15 protein-coding genes and 1 tRNA gene are annotated in these 16,168 nt (G+C 73.4%); 10 read left to right on the top strand and 6 right to left on the bottom strand.

The genetic code is table 11. The features are described from left to right. Window positions 1–31: 31 nt before the first annotated feature. Together AB0Q99_RS12080 and AB0Q99_RS12085 are read right to left on the bottom strand one after the other, a co-directional pair. Window positions 32–259 carry a zinc ribbon domain-containing protein gene (locus AB0Q99_RS12080; protein WP_363570652.1) on the bottom strand — a complete coding sequence of 76 codons (228 nt, stop codon included), beginning with the start codon at window positions 257–259 and terminating at the stop codon, window positions 32–34. A 102-nt stretch (window positions 260–361) separates the two neighbouring features. Then, window positions 362–1,732, bottom strand: coding sequence for a hypothetical protein (locus tag AB0Q99_RS12085; RefSeq protein ID WP_363570654.1), 1,371 nt, complete (start codon window positions 1,730–1,732; stop codon window positions 362–364). 162 nt (window positions 1,733–1,894) lie between these two features. Between AB0Q99_RS12085 and AB0Q99_RS12090 the strand changes: the two genes are divergently transcribed. From AB0Q99_RS12090 to AB0Q99_RS12100, 3 genes are all read left to right on the top strand, one after another. Further along, window positions 1,895–1,966, top strand: a tRNA-Val gene (locus tag AB0Q99_RS12090). Between the two features lie 215 nt (window positions 1,967–2,181). After that, window positions 2,182–2,796 carry an HAD-IA family hydrolase gene (locus tag AB0Q99_RS12095; protein WP_363570655.1) on the top strand — a complete coding sequence of 205 codons (615 nt, stop codon included), beginning with the start codon at window positions 2,182–2,184 and terminating at the stop codon, window positions 2,794–2,796. Window positions 2,797–2,908: 112 nt separating this feature from the next. Next, a complete protein-coding gene (locus tag AB0Q99_RS12100) occupies window positions 2,909–5,443 on the top strand; it encodes an ATP-dependent Clp protease ATP-binding subunit (RefSeq protein WP_363570873.1) in 2,535 nt (844 codons plus the stop codon). Window positions 5,444–5,555: 112 nt separating this feature from the next. On the opposite strand, the gene AB0Q99_RS12105 is transcribed toward AB0Q99_RS12100, so the two are convergent. From AB0Q99_RS12105 to AB0Q99_RS12115, 3 genes are all read right to left on the bottom strand, one after another. Continuing rightward, window positions 5,556–6,440 (bottom strand): metallophosphoesterase, encoded by an 885-nt coding sequence (locus AB0Q99_RS12105; RefSeq protein ID WP_363570657.1) that lies wholly within the window; start codon window positions 6,438–6,440, stop codon window positions 5,556–5,558. 123 nt (window positions 6,441–6,563) lie between these two features. Continuing rightward, window positions 6,564–6,842: a DUF4190 domain-containing protein gene (locus AB0Q99_RS12110; protein WP_363570659.1), complete on the bottom strand. Its 279-nt coding sequence runs from the start codon at window positions 6,840–6,842 to the stop codon at window positions 6,564–6,566. A gap of 61 nt (window positions 6,843–6,903) precedes the next feature. Further along, window positions 6,904–7,059, bottom strand: coding sequence for a hypothetical protein (locus AB0Q99_RS12115; RefSeq protein WP_189918519.1), 156 nt, complete (start codon window positions 7,057–7,059; stop codon window positions 6,904–6,906). A 116-nt stretch (window positions 7,060–7,175) separates the two neighbouring features. Between AB0Q99_RS12115 and AB0Q99_RS12120 the strand changes: the two genes are divergently transcribed. The 6 genes from AB0Q99_RS12120 (at window position 7,176) to AB0Q99_RS12145 (ending at window position 14,106) form a co-directional block, all read left to right on the top strand. Beyond that, window positions 7,176–7,805: a TetR family transcriptional regulator gene (locus AB0Q99_RS12120; RefSeq protein WP_363570661.1), complete on the top strand. Its 630-nt coding sequence runs from the start codon at window positions 7,176–7,178 to the stop codon at window positions 7,803–7,805. A 153-nt stretch (window positions 7,806–7,958) separates the two neighbouring features. After that, window positions 7,959–8,840 carry a serine protease gene (locus AB0Q99_RS12125; protein ID WP_363570663.1) on the top strand — a complete coding sequence of 294 codons (882 nt, stop codon included), beginning with the start codon at window positions 7,959–7,961 and terminating at the stop codon, window positions 8,838–8,840. Window positions 8,841–9,057: 217 nt separating this feature from the next. Then, window positions 9,058–10,560: a S28 family serine protease gene (locus AB0Q99_RS12130; protein ID WP_363570665.1), complete on the top strand. Its 1,503-nt coding sequence runs from the start codon at window positions 9,058–9,060 to the stop codon at window positions 10,558–10,560. Window positions 10,561–10,749: 189 nt separating this feature from the next. Then, a complete protein-coding gene (locus AB0Q99_RS12135) occupies window positions 10,750–11,538 on the top strand; it encodes a TetR/AcrR family transcriptional regulator (protein WP_363570667.1) in 789 nt (262 codons plus the stop codon). Continuing rightward, window positions 11,522–13,156, top strand: a complete 1,635-nt coding sequence (locus AB0Q99_RS12140) for an acyl-CoA dehydrogenase family protein (protein ID WP_363570669.1) — start codon at window positions 11,522–11,524, stop codon at window positions 13,154–13,156. Before AB0Q99_RS12135 ends, AB0Q99_RS12140 begins: the two co-directional genes overlap by 17 nt. Window positions 13,157–13,260: 104 nt before the next feature. After that, window positions 13,261–14,106, top strand: coding sequence for an amidohydrolase family protein (locus tag AB0Q99_RS12145; RefSeq protein ID WP_363570874.1), 846 nt, complete (start codon window positions 13,261–13,263; stop codon window positions 14,104–14,106). On the opposite strand, the gene AB0Q99_RS12150 is transcribed toward AB0Q99_RS12145, so the two are convergent. Then, window positions 14,107–14,946 carry an inositol monophosphatase family protein gene (locus tag AB0Q99_RS12150; protein WP_363570671.1) on the bottom strand — a complete coding sequence of 280 codons (840 nt, stop codon included), beginning with the start codon at window positions 14,944–14,946 and terminating at the stop codon, window positions 14,107–14,109. Window positions 14,947–15,063: 117 nt separating this feature from the next. On the opposite strand from AB0Q99_RS12150, the gene AB0Q99_RS12155 reads away from it, so the two are divergent. Next, entirely contained in the window at window positions 15,064–16,086 is a 1,023-nt protein-coding gene (locus tag AB0Q99_RS12155) for an Lrp/AsnC family transcriptional regulator (protein ID WP_363570673.1), read from the top strand. The last annotated feature ends 82 nt before the right edge of the window (window positions 16,087–16,168 follow it).

The raw sequence follows: 16,168 nt of genomic DNA on the forward strand, positions 1-16,168 counted from the left end.
CGGTTGTCGTCCGGTTGCTGTTCGGCTTCGGTCAGCCGCAGCAACCTCCGCCGCAGCAGCCGCCGCCACCCCCGCTCCCGCCCCCGGCGGCGGGGGCCGGTCGACCGGTGGCCGCGCCGGTGACGGCGACGGTGGACAGCAGCTTCACGGTGTCCTCGTGCCCCTGGGGGCAGAGGGCGGGGTCGTTGGCCTGCGCCATCGGGCGGCGGAGCTCGAAGGTGGCGCCGCAGGAGCGGCAGCGGAAGTCGTAACGTGGCATAACGGCAGGGTACCGAGGCCACCCCGCCGTTCTCCCGCCCTCACCGCTCAGCCGTCACCACTCAGCCGTCACCGGTCACCGATCACCCTCGACCGTCACCGGTCAGTGGTGCCCGCCCAGGTCACCGCGGATCAGCCCGATCACCCGCGCCGACGTCTCCCGCACCGCCGCCAACTCGGTGAGGAAGGCCCAGTAGTCGGGGTGCCGGCCGGCCGCCTCCAGCGTGGCCACCGCGCGGTCCAGCCGGGCCACCGCCTCGTCCAGCGGGGCGGCGTGCCGCGGGTCCGGCGCGCTGCGCCCGGCCATCGCCAGCCGCTGCGCGTCCCGGATGGCGAAGCGGGCGCGCTCGATCTCCCGGTTGGGGTCGTGCTGCACCTCGTTCAGCTGCCGCAGCCGGTCGTTCACCGCGGCGACCGAGCCGTCCGCGGTCTCCAGCAGCGCGCGGACCGTCCCGATCGCGCCGGTGGCCTCCGCCCAGCGCTGCTCGTCCCGGGCGCGGGCGGCCTCGGCGAGCTTGCGCTCGGCGGCGCGCCCGGTCTCCGCGACCTGGTCCGGCACCCGCTGCAGGTCCTGCCAGCAGGCGGCGCTGAACCGGCGGCGCAGCTCGCTCAGGGCGGGGTCGACCGTGCCGGCCTTGGTCTCGAGCGCCTGGATCCGGGTCCGCAGACTCGCCACCCGCCGGTCGATCTCCCGTGCCCGCTCCGGCAGCTGCGCGGCGTCGGCGGCGATCGCCTCCGCGCGCTGCCGCACGTCGTCCGCGCGCTGCAGGGTGCCAGCCACCCCGTGCCGGGCCGGGCCCTCGTTCAGCCGCCCCAGCTCCGGCGCCAGCTCGGCCAGCCGGGCCGCCAGGTCGTCCGCCCGCAGACCGGCGCCGCGCGCCTCGTCCAGCGCGTTGGAGGCGGTGAGCAGCGCGCGCTTGGCCTGCTCGACCGCGGGGGTGACCCGCATCAGCTGCTGCTCGGCGTGCTGGACGGTCGGCTGCAGGCGCTGCAGGAAGTCGTTCAGCTCGGCCCGGGCGGAGCCCAGCTGGCCCTTCACGTCCTCCAGTTGGCGCTTGGCCTGCGCCGCCGCGCCCGCGTCCAGGGCCTCGCTGTCCAGGTTGTGGGCGTCGAGGGCGCCCAGGTAGTTCACGGTGACCTGGTCGACCCGGCCGGAGATCGCCGCCAGATCGGCCAGCGCGCGCTGCACCGTCGGCCCGTCCTCCGCCGCACGGACGGTCTCCACCGCGAGCTGCACCTCGCGCTGGGTCTCCTCCAGCTCGTAGAACGCCTCCTGCGCCGCGGCCCGGGCCTCCCTCGCCCCCGCCCGCACACCCTCACCTGCGCCGCGCCGGCCCCACCACCCACCGGTCCCGGCCGACGCCAGCCCGACCGCGCCCAACGCACCCGCCAGCACCACCGGCAACACCAGCGCGTCCGCCAGCGCACTCCCCGCCCGACGCCGCCCCCGCCCGCTCCCGCCGGCCACCGTCACTGCGCGCTCCCTGCTCCGACCCGCTGATCCGGCCCCATTCTCCCCGATCACCCCACCGCCCCGGCACCCCCTCCCACCCCTCCACCCCGGACGCCTGGCCCACACCACCCCCGGGACCAGGTACCCTAGGCACTCGTCGTACGCCCATCGGGCCACGACGGGGGGCGCGTAGCTCAGTGGTAGAGCGCTGCTCTTACAAAGCAGATGTCGGCGGTTCGAAACCGTCCGCGCCCACCCCCTGGACGATTGAACGTGTACTGCGGCCCAGGTCAGGAGCATGCTCCTGACCTGGGCCGCAGTCGTTGCGGCAGTTCTGCGGCAGGCTCGGGCTGCCTTGTTGTCGGACTTGTCCTCCTGGACTTCCCCCAAACGATCACGGTGTCCGACTCGTCGGCGCCGGGCGCACCCCGGGTGTCGGGAGGGCGTGGTGCTGCTGGTAGGGAAAAGGGGTGACTACCAGGGCGTTTGATGCGGTGTTGTGTGATGTGGACGGGGTGATCCGGTTCTTCGACGGGGCCGGGGTGGCGGCGTTGGAGCGGGCGGCGGGGTTGGGGGAGGGGAGTACGGCCGGGGTGGGGTTCGCGCCGGAGAACGACCGGCCGTTGTTGCTGGGGCGGATCGGCAGGGCGGAGTGGGTGGAGTCGATCGCGCGCGGGCTGGCCGGGCGGGTGTCGGAGGGGCAGGCGCGGGGGTTGGCGGAGGCGTTCGCGAACTCGCCGTTCTGGGCGGACGAGGTCGTGGTGGGGATGCTGCGGCGGGTGCGGGAGCGCTGCCGGGTGGTACTGGTGACCAATGCGACGGCGTGGTTGGACGAGGACCTGGCGCGGATGGGGCTGACCGATCTGGCGCACGAGGTGGTGAACAGTTCCCTGGTCGGCAGTGCCAAGCCGGAGCGGCGGATCTACGAGATCGCGGCGGAGCGGGCCGGGGTGGCGCCGGAGCGGTGCCTGTTCGTCGACGACCGGCAGGAGAACGTCGATGCGGCGGTGGCGTTGGGGATGACCGGGGTGCTCTACCGGGGGCCGGAGGACCTGTGGCGGGCGGTGGCGCCGGTGCTGGGGTAGGCGGTGGTGGCCCGTGCCGGCTCCGTTGGGGTGGGGGCGACTCGACGGGCGGGGGTGGGCGGGCTGTGTTTGTGTGGCTGCAAACCGCTTGGGAGAGGTGAAGGCCGTGACCATGCCCCCGTTCGGATCGAACGATCCGTTCTCCGATCTGCTCAGCCGGTTCTTCGGGATGAGTCCGCTGGCCTCCCCGCCCGCCGTGCAGCGGGTGCCGATCGGGCGGCTGCTCAGCGAGTCCTCGCAGGAGCTGCTCGCGCTGGCCGCGCAGCGTGCGGCCGAGGACGGCTCCAGTGACCTCGACACCGCCCATCTGGCGTGGGCGGCCACCCGGGTGGAGCCCTCGCGGCGGATGCTGGAGCGGGCGGGCATCGATCCGGACCGGCTGTCCGGGGACTTGGAGCAGGCCCTGCCGTCCGGTGCCCCGGACGCGGTGGACGGCCGGCCGGCGCTCACCCCCTCGGCCAAGCGCGCCCTGCTCGCCGCGCACGCCCGCTCGCGGGCGGTCGGCGCTTCGTACATCGGGCCGGAGCACATCCTCGGTGCGCTGCTGGACCAGGAGCGCTCGGGCGCGGGGGTGGCGCTGCGCAACGCGGCGCCCTCGCAGGAGGCGCTGCACTCGGTCCTGGACGAGCGCGGCGCCGGTGGCGAGCGCGGTGGTGCGGGGGCGCAGCCGAGCGGGACGCCGACGCTGGACGAGTACGGGCGCGACCTCACCGAGGCGGCGCGCTCGGGCCGGCTGGACCCGGTGGTCGGGCGGGCCGAGGAGATCGAGCAGACCGTCGAGATCCTCTCCCGGCGGACCAAGAACAACCCGGTGCTGATCGGTGAGCCGGGGGTCGGCAAGACCGCGATCGTGGAGGGCCTGGCGCAGCGGATCGTCTCCGGGGACGTGCCGCAGAGCCTCGAGGAGAAGCGGGTGGTCACCCTCGACCTGACCGCGCTGGTGGCCGGCTCCAAGTACCGCGGCGAGTTCGAGGAGCGGTTGAAGAGCGTGATCGACGAGGTGACGGCGGCCGAGAAGAGCGTCATCCTCTTCCTGGACGAGCTGCACACCGTGGTCGGCGCGGGCAGCGGCGGCGAGGGCTCGATGGACGCCGGCAACATCCTCAAACCGGCCCTGGCACGCGGCGAGTTGAGCGTGGTCGGCGCGACGACGCTGGACGAGTACCGCAAGCACGTGGAGAAGGACGCCGCGCTGGAGCGGCGGTTCCAGCCGGTGCTGGTGCCGGAGCCGAGCGTCGAGGAGACCGTCGAGATCCTGCGGGGACTGCGCGACGCCTACGAGGCGCACCACCAGGTCCGGTTCACCGACGAGGCGTTGGACGCGGCGGCGACGCTCTCCGACCGGTACGTCAGCGACCGCTTCCTGCCCGACAAGGCGATCGACCTGCTGGACCAGTCCGGTGCCCGGGTGCGGTTGCGCAGCCTCAGCGGGTCCACCGAGGCGACCGGGGTGCAGGACCGGATCACCAAGCTGAAGCGGGAGCTGGAGGAGGCCGTCGCGGACGAGGAGTTCGTCCGGGCCGCCAACCTGAAGACCGAGCTGCGGCAGACCGAGGACGAGTTGGCGGCGATCGCCGAGTCCCGCGAGGAGGTCGTCGCGGTGACCCCCGACGACATCGCGCAGGTGCTGTCCTCCCGGACCGGCATCCCGGTCGCCGAGCTGAACGCGACCGAGAAGGAGCGGCTGCTCAAGCTGGAGGAGCACCTGCACGAGAAGGTGATCGGGCAGGAGGAGGCGGTCACCGCCGTCGCCCAGGCGGTGCGCCGCGGCCGGGCCGGGATGGGCGATCCGGAGCGGCCGACCGGCTCCTTCCTCTTCCTCGGGCCGACCGGCGTCGGCAAGACCGAGCTGGCGAAGGCGCTGGCGGCGCTGCTGTTCGGCGACCCGGACCGGATGATCCGCTTCGACATGAGCGAGTTCCAGGAGAAGCACACCGTCTCCCGGCTGGTCGGTTCCCCGCCCGGGTACGTCGGCTACGACGAGGCCGGGCAGCTGACCGAGGCGGTGCGCCGCAAGCCGTACAGCGTGCTGCTCTTCGACGAGGTGGAGAAGGCGCACCCGGATGTCTTCAACCTGCTGCTCCAGGTGCTGGACGACGGGCGGCTGACCGACTCCCAGGGGCGCACGGTCGACTTCCGCAACACCGTGGTGATCATGACCAGCAACATCGGCTCGCAGCGGATCCTGGAGCACGCGGGGGACGTGCGGCAGATCAGGGACGAGCTGATGCGCGACCTGCGGCAGCACTTCCGGCCGGAGTTCCTCAACCGGATCGACGAGGTGATCGTCTTCCACGCGCTCACCCGGAAGGACCTGCTGTCGGTGGTGGACCTGCTGCTGGAGCGCAGCCGGCGCCGGCTGCGGGCCCAGGACGTCCGGCTGGAGGTCACCGAGGCGGCCAAGGAGTTCCTGGTCAACCGCGGCTACCAGCCGGAGTTCGGGGCCCGGCCGCTGCGCCGGACGATCCAGTCGGAGCTGGACAACCGGATCTCCAACCTGCTGCTGGACGGTTCCGTGCGGGAGGGGGACACGCTGATCGCGGACCTGAGCGGCGGGGAGCTGGTGGTGACGCTGGTGCGGCCGGAGGCCTCGGCGACCTTCGAGGAGGCTGAGGAGAAGGCGCGGGCCGCCGCCGCGGACCGCTGAGGGAAGCGGGGCGGCTGCGGGTGAGTGCGGGCGGCTGCGGCTGCGGGCGAATGCGGACGGGTGCCGGTGCGGGCGGCTGCGGCTGCGGGCGAATGCGGAAGGGAGGCGGCGGTCAGCGCGCGGCCCGCAGGACCACCTCGCGCAGCAGCGGGTCCGGCAGGCCGCGCTTGCGCCACTCGCGCGGGTAGCCCAGCGAGACCTCCTCGAACGGCACGCCGTCGTAGCTGGTCCTGCGCGGGATGTGCAGGTGGCCGTAGATCATCGCCGCGGTGTTGTAGCGGCGGTGCCAGTCGGCGGTCAGCTCGGTGCCGCACCACTGGGCGAACTCGGGGTACCAGAGGACCTCGGTGGGGTGACGGACCAGCGGGTAGTGGTTGACGAAGACGAGCGGGACGTCCGGGTCGCAGGCCGCCAGCCGCTCCTCGGTCAGCCGGACGCGCTCGCGGCACCAGGAGTCGCGGTCCGGGAACGGGTCGGGGTGGAGCATCCGCTCGTCCGCGCAGACGATGCCGCTCTCGTAGGCGGCCGCCAGGGACGCCTCCTTGGTGCTCGTGCCCGGCGCGCGGAAGGAGTAGTCGTAGAGGAGGAAGAGCGGGACGATGCGGACCGGGCCGTCCGCGCCCTCCCAGACCGGGTACGGGTCTTCGGGGGTCAGCACGCCGATGCCGCGGCAGAACTCCACCAGGTGCTCGTAGCGGGCGACGCCGCGCAGTGGGAGCGGGTCCTCGGGGTGGGTCCACAGCTCGTGGTTGCCGGGCGCCCACACCACGCGGGCGAAGCGCTCGGCGAGCAGGCCGAGGGCCCACTCGATGCTGGTGGCGAGTTCGGCGACGTCACCGGCGACGAGCAGCCAGTCGTCGGGGTGGGTGGGCTGGAGCTTCTCCACCAGGTCGCGGTTCTCCTGGTAGGAGATGTGCAGGTCGCTCACCGCGAGCAGCCGTCCGCCCGTCGGGGCGGGTCGCGCCGCCTGTGCGTCGCTGCGGTTCTCCGCGGTCACTCCTGCCCCCTGAGGTCGTCCGGCCGATGTGGCCACCCTACGTGGCGGGCCGGGGGCGCGGGGCGGGTTGACGGGATCAGTGGTTCGACCGTTCCGCTTTGGCGCGGGTGAGTTGAGGACGGCTCAGGAGCTGAAGTCCATGAGCACGCCGTGCGAGGTGGCGGTGGTGACGGCGAGGATCACCAGCGAGGCGATGCCGAGCACCAGGCCGAGGACGGCGCGGCCGCGGCGGCTGGTGCCGCGGGCCAGGGCCAGGGTGGCGAGGGTGATGGCGATCGGGCCCAGGACGATGTTGAAGAGCAGGAGGCCCGGGAGGCCGAGGAGGAAGGAGGCGACGGCCAGGCCGTCGGCCTCGGCGGTCTCCCGGCGGCCGGTGTGCTGAGGGGTGGTGACGGTGCTCATGGCGGTGCGGGTCCTCTGGAACGGGAGTGGACGTGGGTGCGGTCCGGGGGGGGCGTCCGGGTCAGCGGTGACGCAGGCGGGCGATGCCCTCGCGGGCGCCGAAGGCGAGCAGCCAGGCGGTGATGGCGGCGGAGGCGGCGAGGAAGACCGGGAGCGAGGTGTGGGCGGCGGTGCCGATCAGGACGGCCATGGCGACCAGGGCGGAGAACAGGATCACGGCTGACTCCTTCGGCTGCGGCTGTGGTGCGCCGATTTCGGTTGACAAGTGTTCACTGACTTCTGTCACTGTACTCCGGCTGGCCAAGTTCGGCAAACGACTGTTTACTGAATGGCGTGAGTCACACCGGAGGGGCCAGACAGGCCCAGAAGCAGCAGAGTCGGCGGGCGTTGCTGGACGCGGGATTGCGCCTGTTGGCCGATCAGAACCTGGCCAGCCTGGGCGTCCGCGAGGTCACCCGGGAGGCCGGGCTCTCCCCGGCTGCGTTCTACCGGCACTTCCCGGACCTCGCCGCCCTCGGGGTCGCACTGGTCGAGGAGTCGCTGGCCAGTCTGCACGTGATGATCCGCTCGGTGCTCGCCGAGGCCGGCGGAGCCGAGGAGCTGATCGACCGTACGGTGGACGTGATCGAGCGGCACGTCCGCGAACACCGGTCGCACGTCCGCTTCCTGGCGCGCGAGCGGCACGGCGGGGTCCGGCGGGTGCGCGAGGCGATCGACGCCGAGCTCGGCCGCTTCGCCGCCGAGGTGGGGGCCGCGCTGGCGCTGCAGCCGGTCTCGCGGGGGTGGAGCGAGCAGGACCTGCGGATGCTCGCCGAGTTGTACGTGGACCACATGGTGTCGACGGCCGCCGCCCTCCTGGACGCGCAGGAGGCCGACCCGGAACGGGAGCGGCGGATCGCCGCCACCGCGCGCCTCCAGCTGCGGCTGATCAGCCTGGGTCGGCGTCACTGGCAGGGGAGTTGACTCGGTGGCGTAGCGGGAGCGCGGGCGCTCCGGCGCCGGTGGGGACGGTAACCGGTCATTGTGATCGGGACGGTTTCTTGGTCGTGTCTTGACTCTTGACAGGGGGTCATGTCCGCGACAGTTTTGGTGGACCCCCACACCGAGAGGTCTCTCATGAAGAAGCCGCTCATAGGCATGCTCGCCACGGCCTTGGCCGTCGGCGCCGGCGCCCTCGCCGGCGCCGCCCCCGTCCAGGCCGCTCAGACGTCCCAGACCGTTCAGACGTCCCAGACCGTCCGGACTTCCCAGGCCGCCCCCTCGGCCGCCGTCAACTTCGCCGGTACGGTCGCCCTCAGCAACTGCTCCGGCTCGCTGGTGCGGATGCCCGGCTCGGCCGCGAGCGATCCCGCGCTCGTGCTCTCCAACGGCCACTGCCTGGAGTCCGGCATGCCCGGACCCGGCCAGGTGGTCGTCAACCAGCCCTCCAGCCGGACCTTCACCCTGCTCAGCGCCTCCGGCGGCGGTCTCGCCACGCTGCGCGCGACCAAGGTGGTCTACGGCGCGATGACCGACACCGACGTGTCGATCTACCAGCTGAACACCAGCTACTCCTCGATCCAGTCCCGGTACGGGATCGCCCCGCTGACCATCGCCGCCGGCCACCCCGTCCAGGGCACCTCGATCAAGGTCGTCTCCGGTTACTGGAAGAAGATCTACTCCTGCTCGATCGACGGCTTCGCCTACCGGTTGAAGGAAGCCGACTGGACCTTCAAGGACTCGGTCCGCTACACCCCGACCTGCAACGTGATCGGCGGCACCTCCGGCTCGCCGGTGGTCGACGCCTCGTCCGGCCAGGTCGTCGCCGTGAACAACACGATCAACGAGAACGGCGAGCGCTGCACCCTGGACAACCCCTGCGAGGTCGACCAGAGCGGCACGGTGACGGTGCGCCCGGGCATCGGCTACGCCCAGGAGACGTACGGGATTCCGGCCTGCTTCGCCGCCGGCAACCGGCTCGACCTCACCCGCGCGGGCTGCACCCTGCCCCGCCCGTAGACCCGCACCCGCAGACCCGCACCCGCAGACCCGAACCCTGGGCACGCACCCGTCGGAGAGCAGCGCAACCCCAGTGACCAGCACTTCTACCCCGATGGGCCATCCACCGACGGCGGATGGCCCATTCGGCCGTCCACCGGGCGGCCGCCGTACCACCCGCACCGCAGAGTTGTGCCCACGAGGCGGCAGTCATGTCCGTTGACCAGATGGAGAGTTGATGACAACCACGCTGCGAAGGCTGCTGGTTTCCACCCTGCTGATACCGCTGCTCGCGTTCGGCGGCCTGGCGTCCCCGGCGCTGGCCGCCGACGCCCAGGGCGCCCGGGCGGCCGGGGCGGCCGGGTCGGCCCACGGCCGGAGCCCCGCCGACGACCCGAACGCCGACATCAAGGACCGCCTGGCGGCGATCCCCGGGGTGACCATCACCGAGGAGAAGCCGACCACCACCGGCCACCGCTACTTCATCGCCACCTACACCCAGCCGATCGACCACTTCCGGCCCTGGCTGGGCACCTTCCAGCAGCGCTTCAGCCTGCTGCACCGCGGCTACGACCGCCCGACCGTCTTCTACACCAACGGCTACACCCTGGGCACCAACCCGTCCCGGACCGAGCCCACCCGGCTGGTGGACGGCAACCAGGTCTCCATCGAGTACCGGTTCTTCACCCCCTCCCGCCCCGAGCCGGCGGACTGGTCCAAGGCCGGCATCCGGCAGGCGGCCGCCGACTCGCACCGGCTGGTGACCGCGCTCAAGCGGATCTACCAGCAGGAGTGGCTCTCCACCGGCGCCAGCAAGGGCGGCATGTCCTCCACCTTCTACCGCCGCTTCTACCCGGACGACGTGGCCGGCACGATCGCCTACGTCGCGCCGAACAACACAGACGTCAACGACTACGCGGCCTACAGCGAGTTCTTCCGCACCGTCGGCACCCCCGAGTGCCGGGACCGGCTGAACGCCGCCCAGCGCGAGCTGCTGGTGCGCCGCGACCGGCTGGTGGCCCGTTACACCGCCGACAACAAGGCGGCGGGCTCCACCTTCACCACCCTCGGCACCCCGGACCGCGCGTACGAGGCGGGCGTGCTGGACGTGGTCTGGGCGTTCTGGCAGTACAGCCTGGAGGCGGACTGCGCCAAGGTCCCGGTGGCCGCCACCGCGACCGACGACGAGCTGTACGCCTGGTTCGACGCGCAGTCGGGCATCACCGGCAACAGCGACCAGTCGCTGGCGAAGTACACCGCGTACTACTACCAGGCCGCCACCGAGCTGGGCGCGCCGTTCTTCGACGTCTCGTACCTGAAGGACCTGCTGCACTACGACTACAAGGAGCTCTACTCGGCCCGCAGCTACGTGCCGAAGGAGATCCCGACCACCTTCAACCGCTACGCGATGCCCGACATCGACCGCTGGGTGAAGCGCGAGGCCGAGCGGATCATGTACGTCTACGGCGGCAACGACCCGTGGGGCGCCAAGCCGTTCCACCTCGGCCGGGGCAGTGAGGACAGTTACGTCTACACCGTTCCCGGTGGCAACCACGGCTCCAACATCGGCAAGCTGCCCGCCGCGCAGTCGGCGGAGGCTACCGCCAAGGTGCTGGAGTGGGCCGGTCTGGGCGACCAGGACACCGCCCGCTCGCTCGCCAAGTCGCCGCAGTCGATCCCGGCCTTCGGGCCGCTGGACGTCGAGGGCCAGCGGCTGGAGCAGGAGCGCCGCCCGCTGTAGCGCTGCCCCCGCTGCAGTGCCGGCCGCCCTGGCGCGCCGGCCGGCAGCACCATGAACGGAGGAGGCCGCCCCGCTGCCCGGGGCGGCCTCCTCCTGCTTCCGCCCCGGTGCGAGGGAGCGGAAGGAGGCCGACGGCGGAGACGGCCCGGCCCCTCCCCGAAGCGATGAATCAGTGCTTCAATGCTTTCCGTGGCCTACCGACGCACGCCCGCCGTACAAGCCCGCCTGGATGCCCAGCGCGAGGCGGTACTGCAGGCGGCGGTCCTGCTGCTCGCCGAGCGCGGCTACGGCGGCTGCACGATGGCCGCCGTGGCGGACCGCGCCGGGATCGCCACCGGCAGCCTCTACCAGCACTTCGCCAACAAGGCCGAGCTGTCGGTGGAGTTGTTCCGGCGGGTGGTCACCCGCGAGATCGACGCGGTCAACGCGGCCGTCGCCCAGCGGGACACCCCGCAGCTGCGGATCGCCGCCGTGGTCGAGACCTTCGCGGCCCGCGCCCTGCGGGTGCCCCGGCTGGCGTACGCGCTGCTGGTCGAACCGGCCGACGCGGTGGTGGACGGCGAACGCCTGGTGTTCCGGCGGGCGTTCCGCGATGTGATCGCCGCCGAGATCGCCGCCGCCGTGGCGAGCGGCGAACTGCCCGAGCAGGACCCGGTGCTGACCGCCGCGGCCCTGGTCGGCGCGGTCGGCGAGGCCCTGGCCGGCCCGCTCGCGGCCACCCCCGGACGCGGCCGGGTCGCGCGCGGAAGCAACGCGGCCATGCGCGGAAGCGCCACGGCCACACCCGCAGGCGCCACGGCCACACCCGCAGGCACCACGGCCACACCCGCAGGCGCCACGGCCACACCCGCAAGCAGCACGGACACACCCGCAGGCAACGGGGCCACCGATCCTCGGGCGGTCGCCGCCGAGGTGGTCCCCGCCCTGGTCTCCTTCACCCTGCGTGCCCTTGGAGGACGCGATGACAGCGACGCATGAGGTCACCAACCAGGTGCCCCTGCCGTACGGACACGACACCGCCGCCGACCCCGCCCTGCTCGCCGCCCTGCGACGGGCGGGCGCCGGCTGGGCCGAGCCCGAGCTGCACGAGCTGGGCCGGCTGGCCGGCTCCGAGCAGGCCGCCGAGTGGGGCCGGCTGGCCAACGAGAACCCGCCGGTGCTGCGCACCCACGACCGCTTCGGCCACCGCGTCGACGAGGTCGAGTTCCACCCGTACTGGCACGAACTGATGCGCACCGCCGTCTCGTACGGCCTGCACGCCGCGCCCTGGCGGGACGAGCGCCCCGGCGCCCACGCCGCCCGCGCGGCCAAGTTCTTCGTCTGGGGCCAGGTCGAGGCCGGCCATACCTGCCCGATCTCGATGACCTACGCCGCCGTCCCGGCGCTGCGCGCGAACCCCTCCCTGGCCGGGGAGTGGGAGCCGCTGCTGGCCGCGAAGGAGTACGACTTCGGGCTGCGCGAGCCGCACGCCAAGCGCGGGCTGATCGCCGGCATGTCGATGACCGAGAAGCAGGGCGGCTCGGACGTCCGCAGCAACACCACCGCCGCGGTTCCGCAGCCGGACGGCACCTACCGGATCACCGGCCACAAGTGGTTCACCTCGGCGCCGATGTCCGATCTCTTCCTGACGCTCGCTCAGGCCCCGGGCGGGCTCAGCTGTTTCGCGCTGCCGCGCGTGCTGCCGGACGGCAGTCGCAACCGCCTGCACCTGATGCGACTCAAGGACAAGCTCGGCAACAAGTCCAACGCCTCCGCCGAGTTGGAGTACGACGGCGCGGTCGGTTGGCTGGTCGGCGAGGAGGGACGCGGCGTGCCGACCATCATCGAGATGGTCAACATGACCCGCCTGGACTGCACCATCGGCGCGGCCTCCGGGATGCGCTACGGCGCCACCCGTGCCGTCCACCACGCCCTGCACCGGCGGGCGTTCGGCAAGGCGCTGGTCGAGCAGCCGCTGATGCGCAACGTGCTGGCCGACCTGGTGGTGGAGTCCGAGGCGGCCACCACCGTCGCCATGCGGCTCGCCCAGTCCACCGACCTCGCCCTGGCCGGGGACGAAACCGAGGCGCTGGTACGGCGGTTGGGCCTGGCGGTGGCCAAGTACTGGGTGTGCAAGCGCGGTCCGGCGCACGCCGCCGAGGCGCTGGAGTGCCTGGGCGGCAACGGCTACGTGGAGGAGTCCGGGATGCCCCGGCTCTACCGGGAGGCGCCGCTGGTGTCGATCTGGGAGGGCTCCGGAAACGTCGCCGCCCTGGACGCGCTGCGGGCCATGGCCAAGCGCCCGGAGAGCGTGGAGGCGTTCTTCGGCGAACTCGACGCCGCCGCGGGCGCGGACCGCCGGCTGGACGCGGCCGTGGCCGCGCTGCGCAAGGAGCTCGCGGACCTGACCGACCCGGAGTACCGCACCCGCCGGCTGGTCGAGTCGATGGCGCTGGCCTTCCAGGGGTCGCTGCTGGTCCGGTACGGGGATCCGGCGGTGGCCGACGCGTTCTGCGCGAGCCGGCTGGGCGGCGACCGCGGTGCGGCCTTCGGCACCCTGCCGCCCGGGGCCGACACCGCGGCGATCATCGACCGCGCCCGCCCGGTGACCGCGTGAACGCCCACCGGGAGGACGGCCGGGAAGACCGCCGGGCGCACGGCCAGGAGGACGACCGGGAGGACGGCCAGGAGGCCGCGGGCGTACGGGAGTTCTGGCAGGCCCTGGGGCTGCCGGGGCTGATCGACGTGCACACCCACTTCATGCCGAAGAACGTCCTCGACAAGGTGTGGGCCTACTTCGACGCGGCCGGCCCGCTCATCGACCGGCCCTGGCCGATCACCTACCGCCAGGCCGAGGCGGAACGCGTCGCCCGGCTGCGGGAGTTCGGCGTCCGGGCGTTCACCTCGATGCTGTACCCGCACAAGCCCGGGATGGCCGCCTGGCTGAACGCCTGGTCCGCCGACTTCGCCGCCCGCACCCCCGACTGCCTGCACACCGCGACCTTCTTCCCCGAACCGGAGGCCGCCGGGTACGTCGCCCGCGCGATCGGTGACGGCGCCCGGGTGTTCAAGGCGCACCTGCAGGTCGGCGGTTACGACCCGACGGACCGGCAGCTGGACGAGGTCTGGGGGCTGCTCGCCGAGACCGGCACCCCGGTGGTCTCGCACTGCGGGTCCGGGCCGGTGGCGGGCCGGTTCACCGGCCCCGGCCCGATCGGCGCGGTGCTGGAGCGCCACCCCGGGCTGGTCCTGGTGGTCGCCCACCTCGGCATGTCGGACTACCGCGAGTTCCTCGACCTGGCGGAGCGCCACCCGGCCGTCCGGCTGGACACCACGATGGCGTTCACCGACTTCGTCGAGTCCGACGCGCCGTTCCCGCGCGGGGAACTGCCGCGGCTGCTCGGTCTGCGGGACCGGATCCTGCTCGGCAGCGACTTCCCCAACATCCCCTACCGGTACGTCCACCAGCTGGAGGCGCTGGCCGGGCTGGGCCTGGGGGAGGAGTGGCTGCGGGCGGTCTGCCACGACAACGCCGCGGAACTCTTCGGCATCAAGCCCGGGGACTGATCACCGCACCGCCCGCAGCACCCCCAGTGCGGCGGCGTGCAGCCCGGGCGCGGCGGTGAGGAAGCTGTCGGAGCCGGCCGTCCAGGCCGCCCCGGCGGCGTCCGTCACCGCCGCGCCCGCCTCGCTCGCGATCAGCGCGCCGGGCAGCAGGTTGCCCGCGTCCGGCCCGTACTCCCAGAACAGTGCCAGGTGCCCGGAGCCGACCTGCGCCACCTGCAGCGCGGTCGGGCCGAGGTTGCGCACCGCCAGCACCGCCCCCGCCATCGCGGACAGCGACTCGCCCGCCCGGCGCAGGGCCACCGGGTCCCCGGCGACCCGCGGCGGCTGGCTGGTGGCGGCGACGGTGATCGCCGGCTCGCGTTCCAGTGGGGTGATCGGCCGTCCGTCCAGCTCGGCGCCGCCGCCCAGGACGGCCCGGTAGGTCCGGCCGCCGTCCAGTTCCGGGGCGTGCACCACGGCCAGCACCGCGGCGCCGTCCCGGACCAGCGTGGCGGTGACCGCCCAGTGCGGGTGGCCGAGCAGGTACTGCACCGCGCCGTCGGTCGCGTCGCAGAGCCACCACTCGCCCTCGGCGGGCACCGAGCCGTCCAACTCCTCCGGCGCCCAGCCGGCCTGCGGGCGCAGCGCGGTCAGCCGCTGCCGCAGCCCGGCGGCGGCCGGGCCGTCCAGCTCGGCGAAGCGGGTCCCGGCCTCCTCGACGGTCCGTGCCGTGATCGGTGCGGTGGACCGGCGGGCCGCCAGTTCCGCGCCGACCTCGCGCACCGCGGCCGCCACACCCCCGGCCAGCGTCCACAGTTCGCGCATTTCGTGTGTGTCGCGCATTCCACGCATGTCGCTCATCGCGATGACTCCTCCCTGCTCCCGGACCGGTTCGCTCCGGTCTGCCGGGACCAGGAGTACCGTCGGTCCGGCCGAACAGGACGCTCAAGCCGCCGGAAACGGCGGGGATCGGACATCATGGACCTCTCCACTGCTGATCCGGACGCCGTGCTGGACGTCCTGGACCGCCGCCTGGTCTGCGCCCTCCAGGTGGACGGCCGGGCCGAGCCCGGCCGGATCGCCGAGGCGCTGGGCGTCTCCGCCCGGACGGTCACCCGTCGGCTGGCCCGGATGCGGCAGGCCGGGGTGCTGCGGGTGGTCCGGATGCCCGACGTCGAGGACGCCGCCGTGGGCGCGCTGCTGCTGCGGGTCCGGGTGCTGAGCGGCCGGGTGGACGCCGTCGCGCAGGCGCTGGCGGACCGCCCCGACGTTCCGTTCGTCGACGTGATGCTCGGTGGCCACGAGGTGGGCGCGGTCGTGCTGACCGGCGCCGGGGCCCGTGACCGGCTGCTGTACGGGCAGCTGCCCGCGACCGCCGCCGTCACCGAGACCACCACCCACGCGGTGCTGCACGCCTTCGCGGACGCCGGGCAGTGGCGGGCCGGCCACCTGACCGGGGAGGAGGTCGCCGCGCTCACCCGACCCGCTGTCCCGCGACCCGCTGTCCCGCGACCCGCCGCGCCGGGCCCCGCCGTGCCGCCGCCGCTGGACGACCTCGACCGCGCGCTGCTGGAGCGGCTGGGCGAGGACGCCCGACAGTCCCACGCCGTCCTGGCCGCGGCCGTCGGCGCGCCCGAGTCGACCGTGCGCCGCCGGCTGCACCGGCTGGACGGCCTCGGGCTGCTGCGCACCCACGCCACCGTCGACCCGCGCCTGCTCGGCATGGCGGTGGACGCCAACCTCTGGCTGGAGGTGCCGCCCGGCCGACTCTCCGAGGTCGGCAGCGCGCTGGCCGGCCACCCGCAGGTGCACGGCGTGTTCGCCACCAGCGGCCCGACCAACCTGCTGGCCACGGTGTTCTGCGCGGACCACGGCGAGCTGTACCGCTTCCTCACCGACACCCTCGGCCCGCTCGGCGCCGCCCGCGTCGAGACCACGATCACCGCCCGCGCGGTGAAGCGGGCGGGCGTGTCGCTCCGGCAGCCGCCCCGGCGGCCGTGACCGGCGGCTGTGACCGGTGGGAGGGATCGGTGGGCGGGATCGGTTGTCGTGGCCGCTGGGCGGGATCGGGTGGGACCGGGAG

The organism is Kitasatospora sp. NPDC086791, assembly GCF_040685975.1.
GTDB lineage: Bacteria > Actinomycetota > Actinomycetes > Streptomycetales > Streptomycetaceae > Kitasatospora.

Bases quoted from the DNA above. Each gene is read 5' to 3' on its own strand.
- AB0Q99_RS12100 (WP_363570873.1), top strand. From the start codon at position 2,909: ATGCCCCCGTTCGGATCGAACGATCCGTTCTCCGATCTGCTCAGCCGG.
- AB0Q99_RS12080 (WP_363570652.1), bottom strand. From the start codon at position 259: ATGCCACGTTACGACTTCCGCTGCCGCTCCTGCGGCGCCACCTTCGAG.
- AB0Q99_RS12110 (WP_363570659.1), bottom strand. From the start codon at position 6,842: ATGAGCACCGTCACCACCCCTCAGCACACCGGCCGCCGGGAGACCGCC.
- AB0Q99_RS12155 (WP_363570673.1), top strand. From the start codon at position 15,064: ATGGACCTCTCCACTGCTGATCCGGACGCCGTGCTGGACGTCCTGGAC.
- AB0Q99_RS12150 (WP_363570671.1), bottom strand. From the start codon at position 14,946: ATGAGCGACATGCGTGGAATGCGCGACACACACGAAATGCGCGAACTG.
- AB0Q99_RS12130 (WP_363570665.1), top strand. From the start codon at position 9,058: ATGACAACCACGCTGCGAAGGCTGCTGGTTTCCACCCTGCTGATACCG.
- AB0Q99_RS12125 (WP_363570663.1), top strand. From the start codon at position 7,959: ATGAAGAAGCCGCTCATAGGCATGCTCGCCACGGCCTTGGCCGTCGGC.
- AB0Q99_RS12140 (WP_363570669.1), top strand. From the start codon at position 11,522: ATGACAGCGACGCATGAGGTCACCAACCAGGTGCCCCTGCCGTACGGA.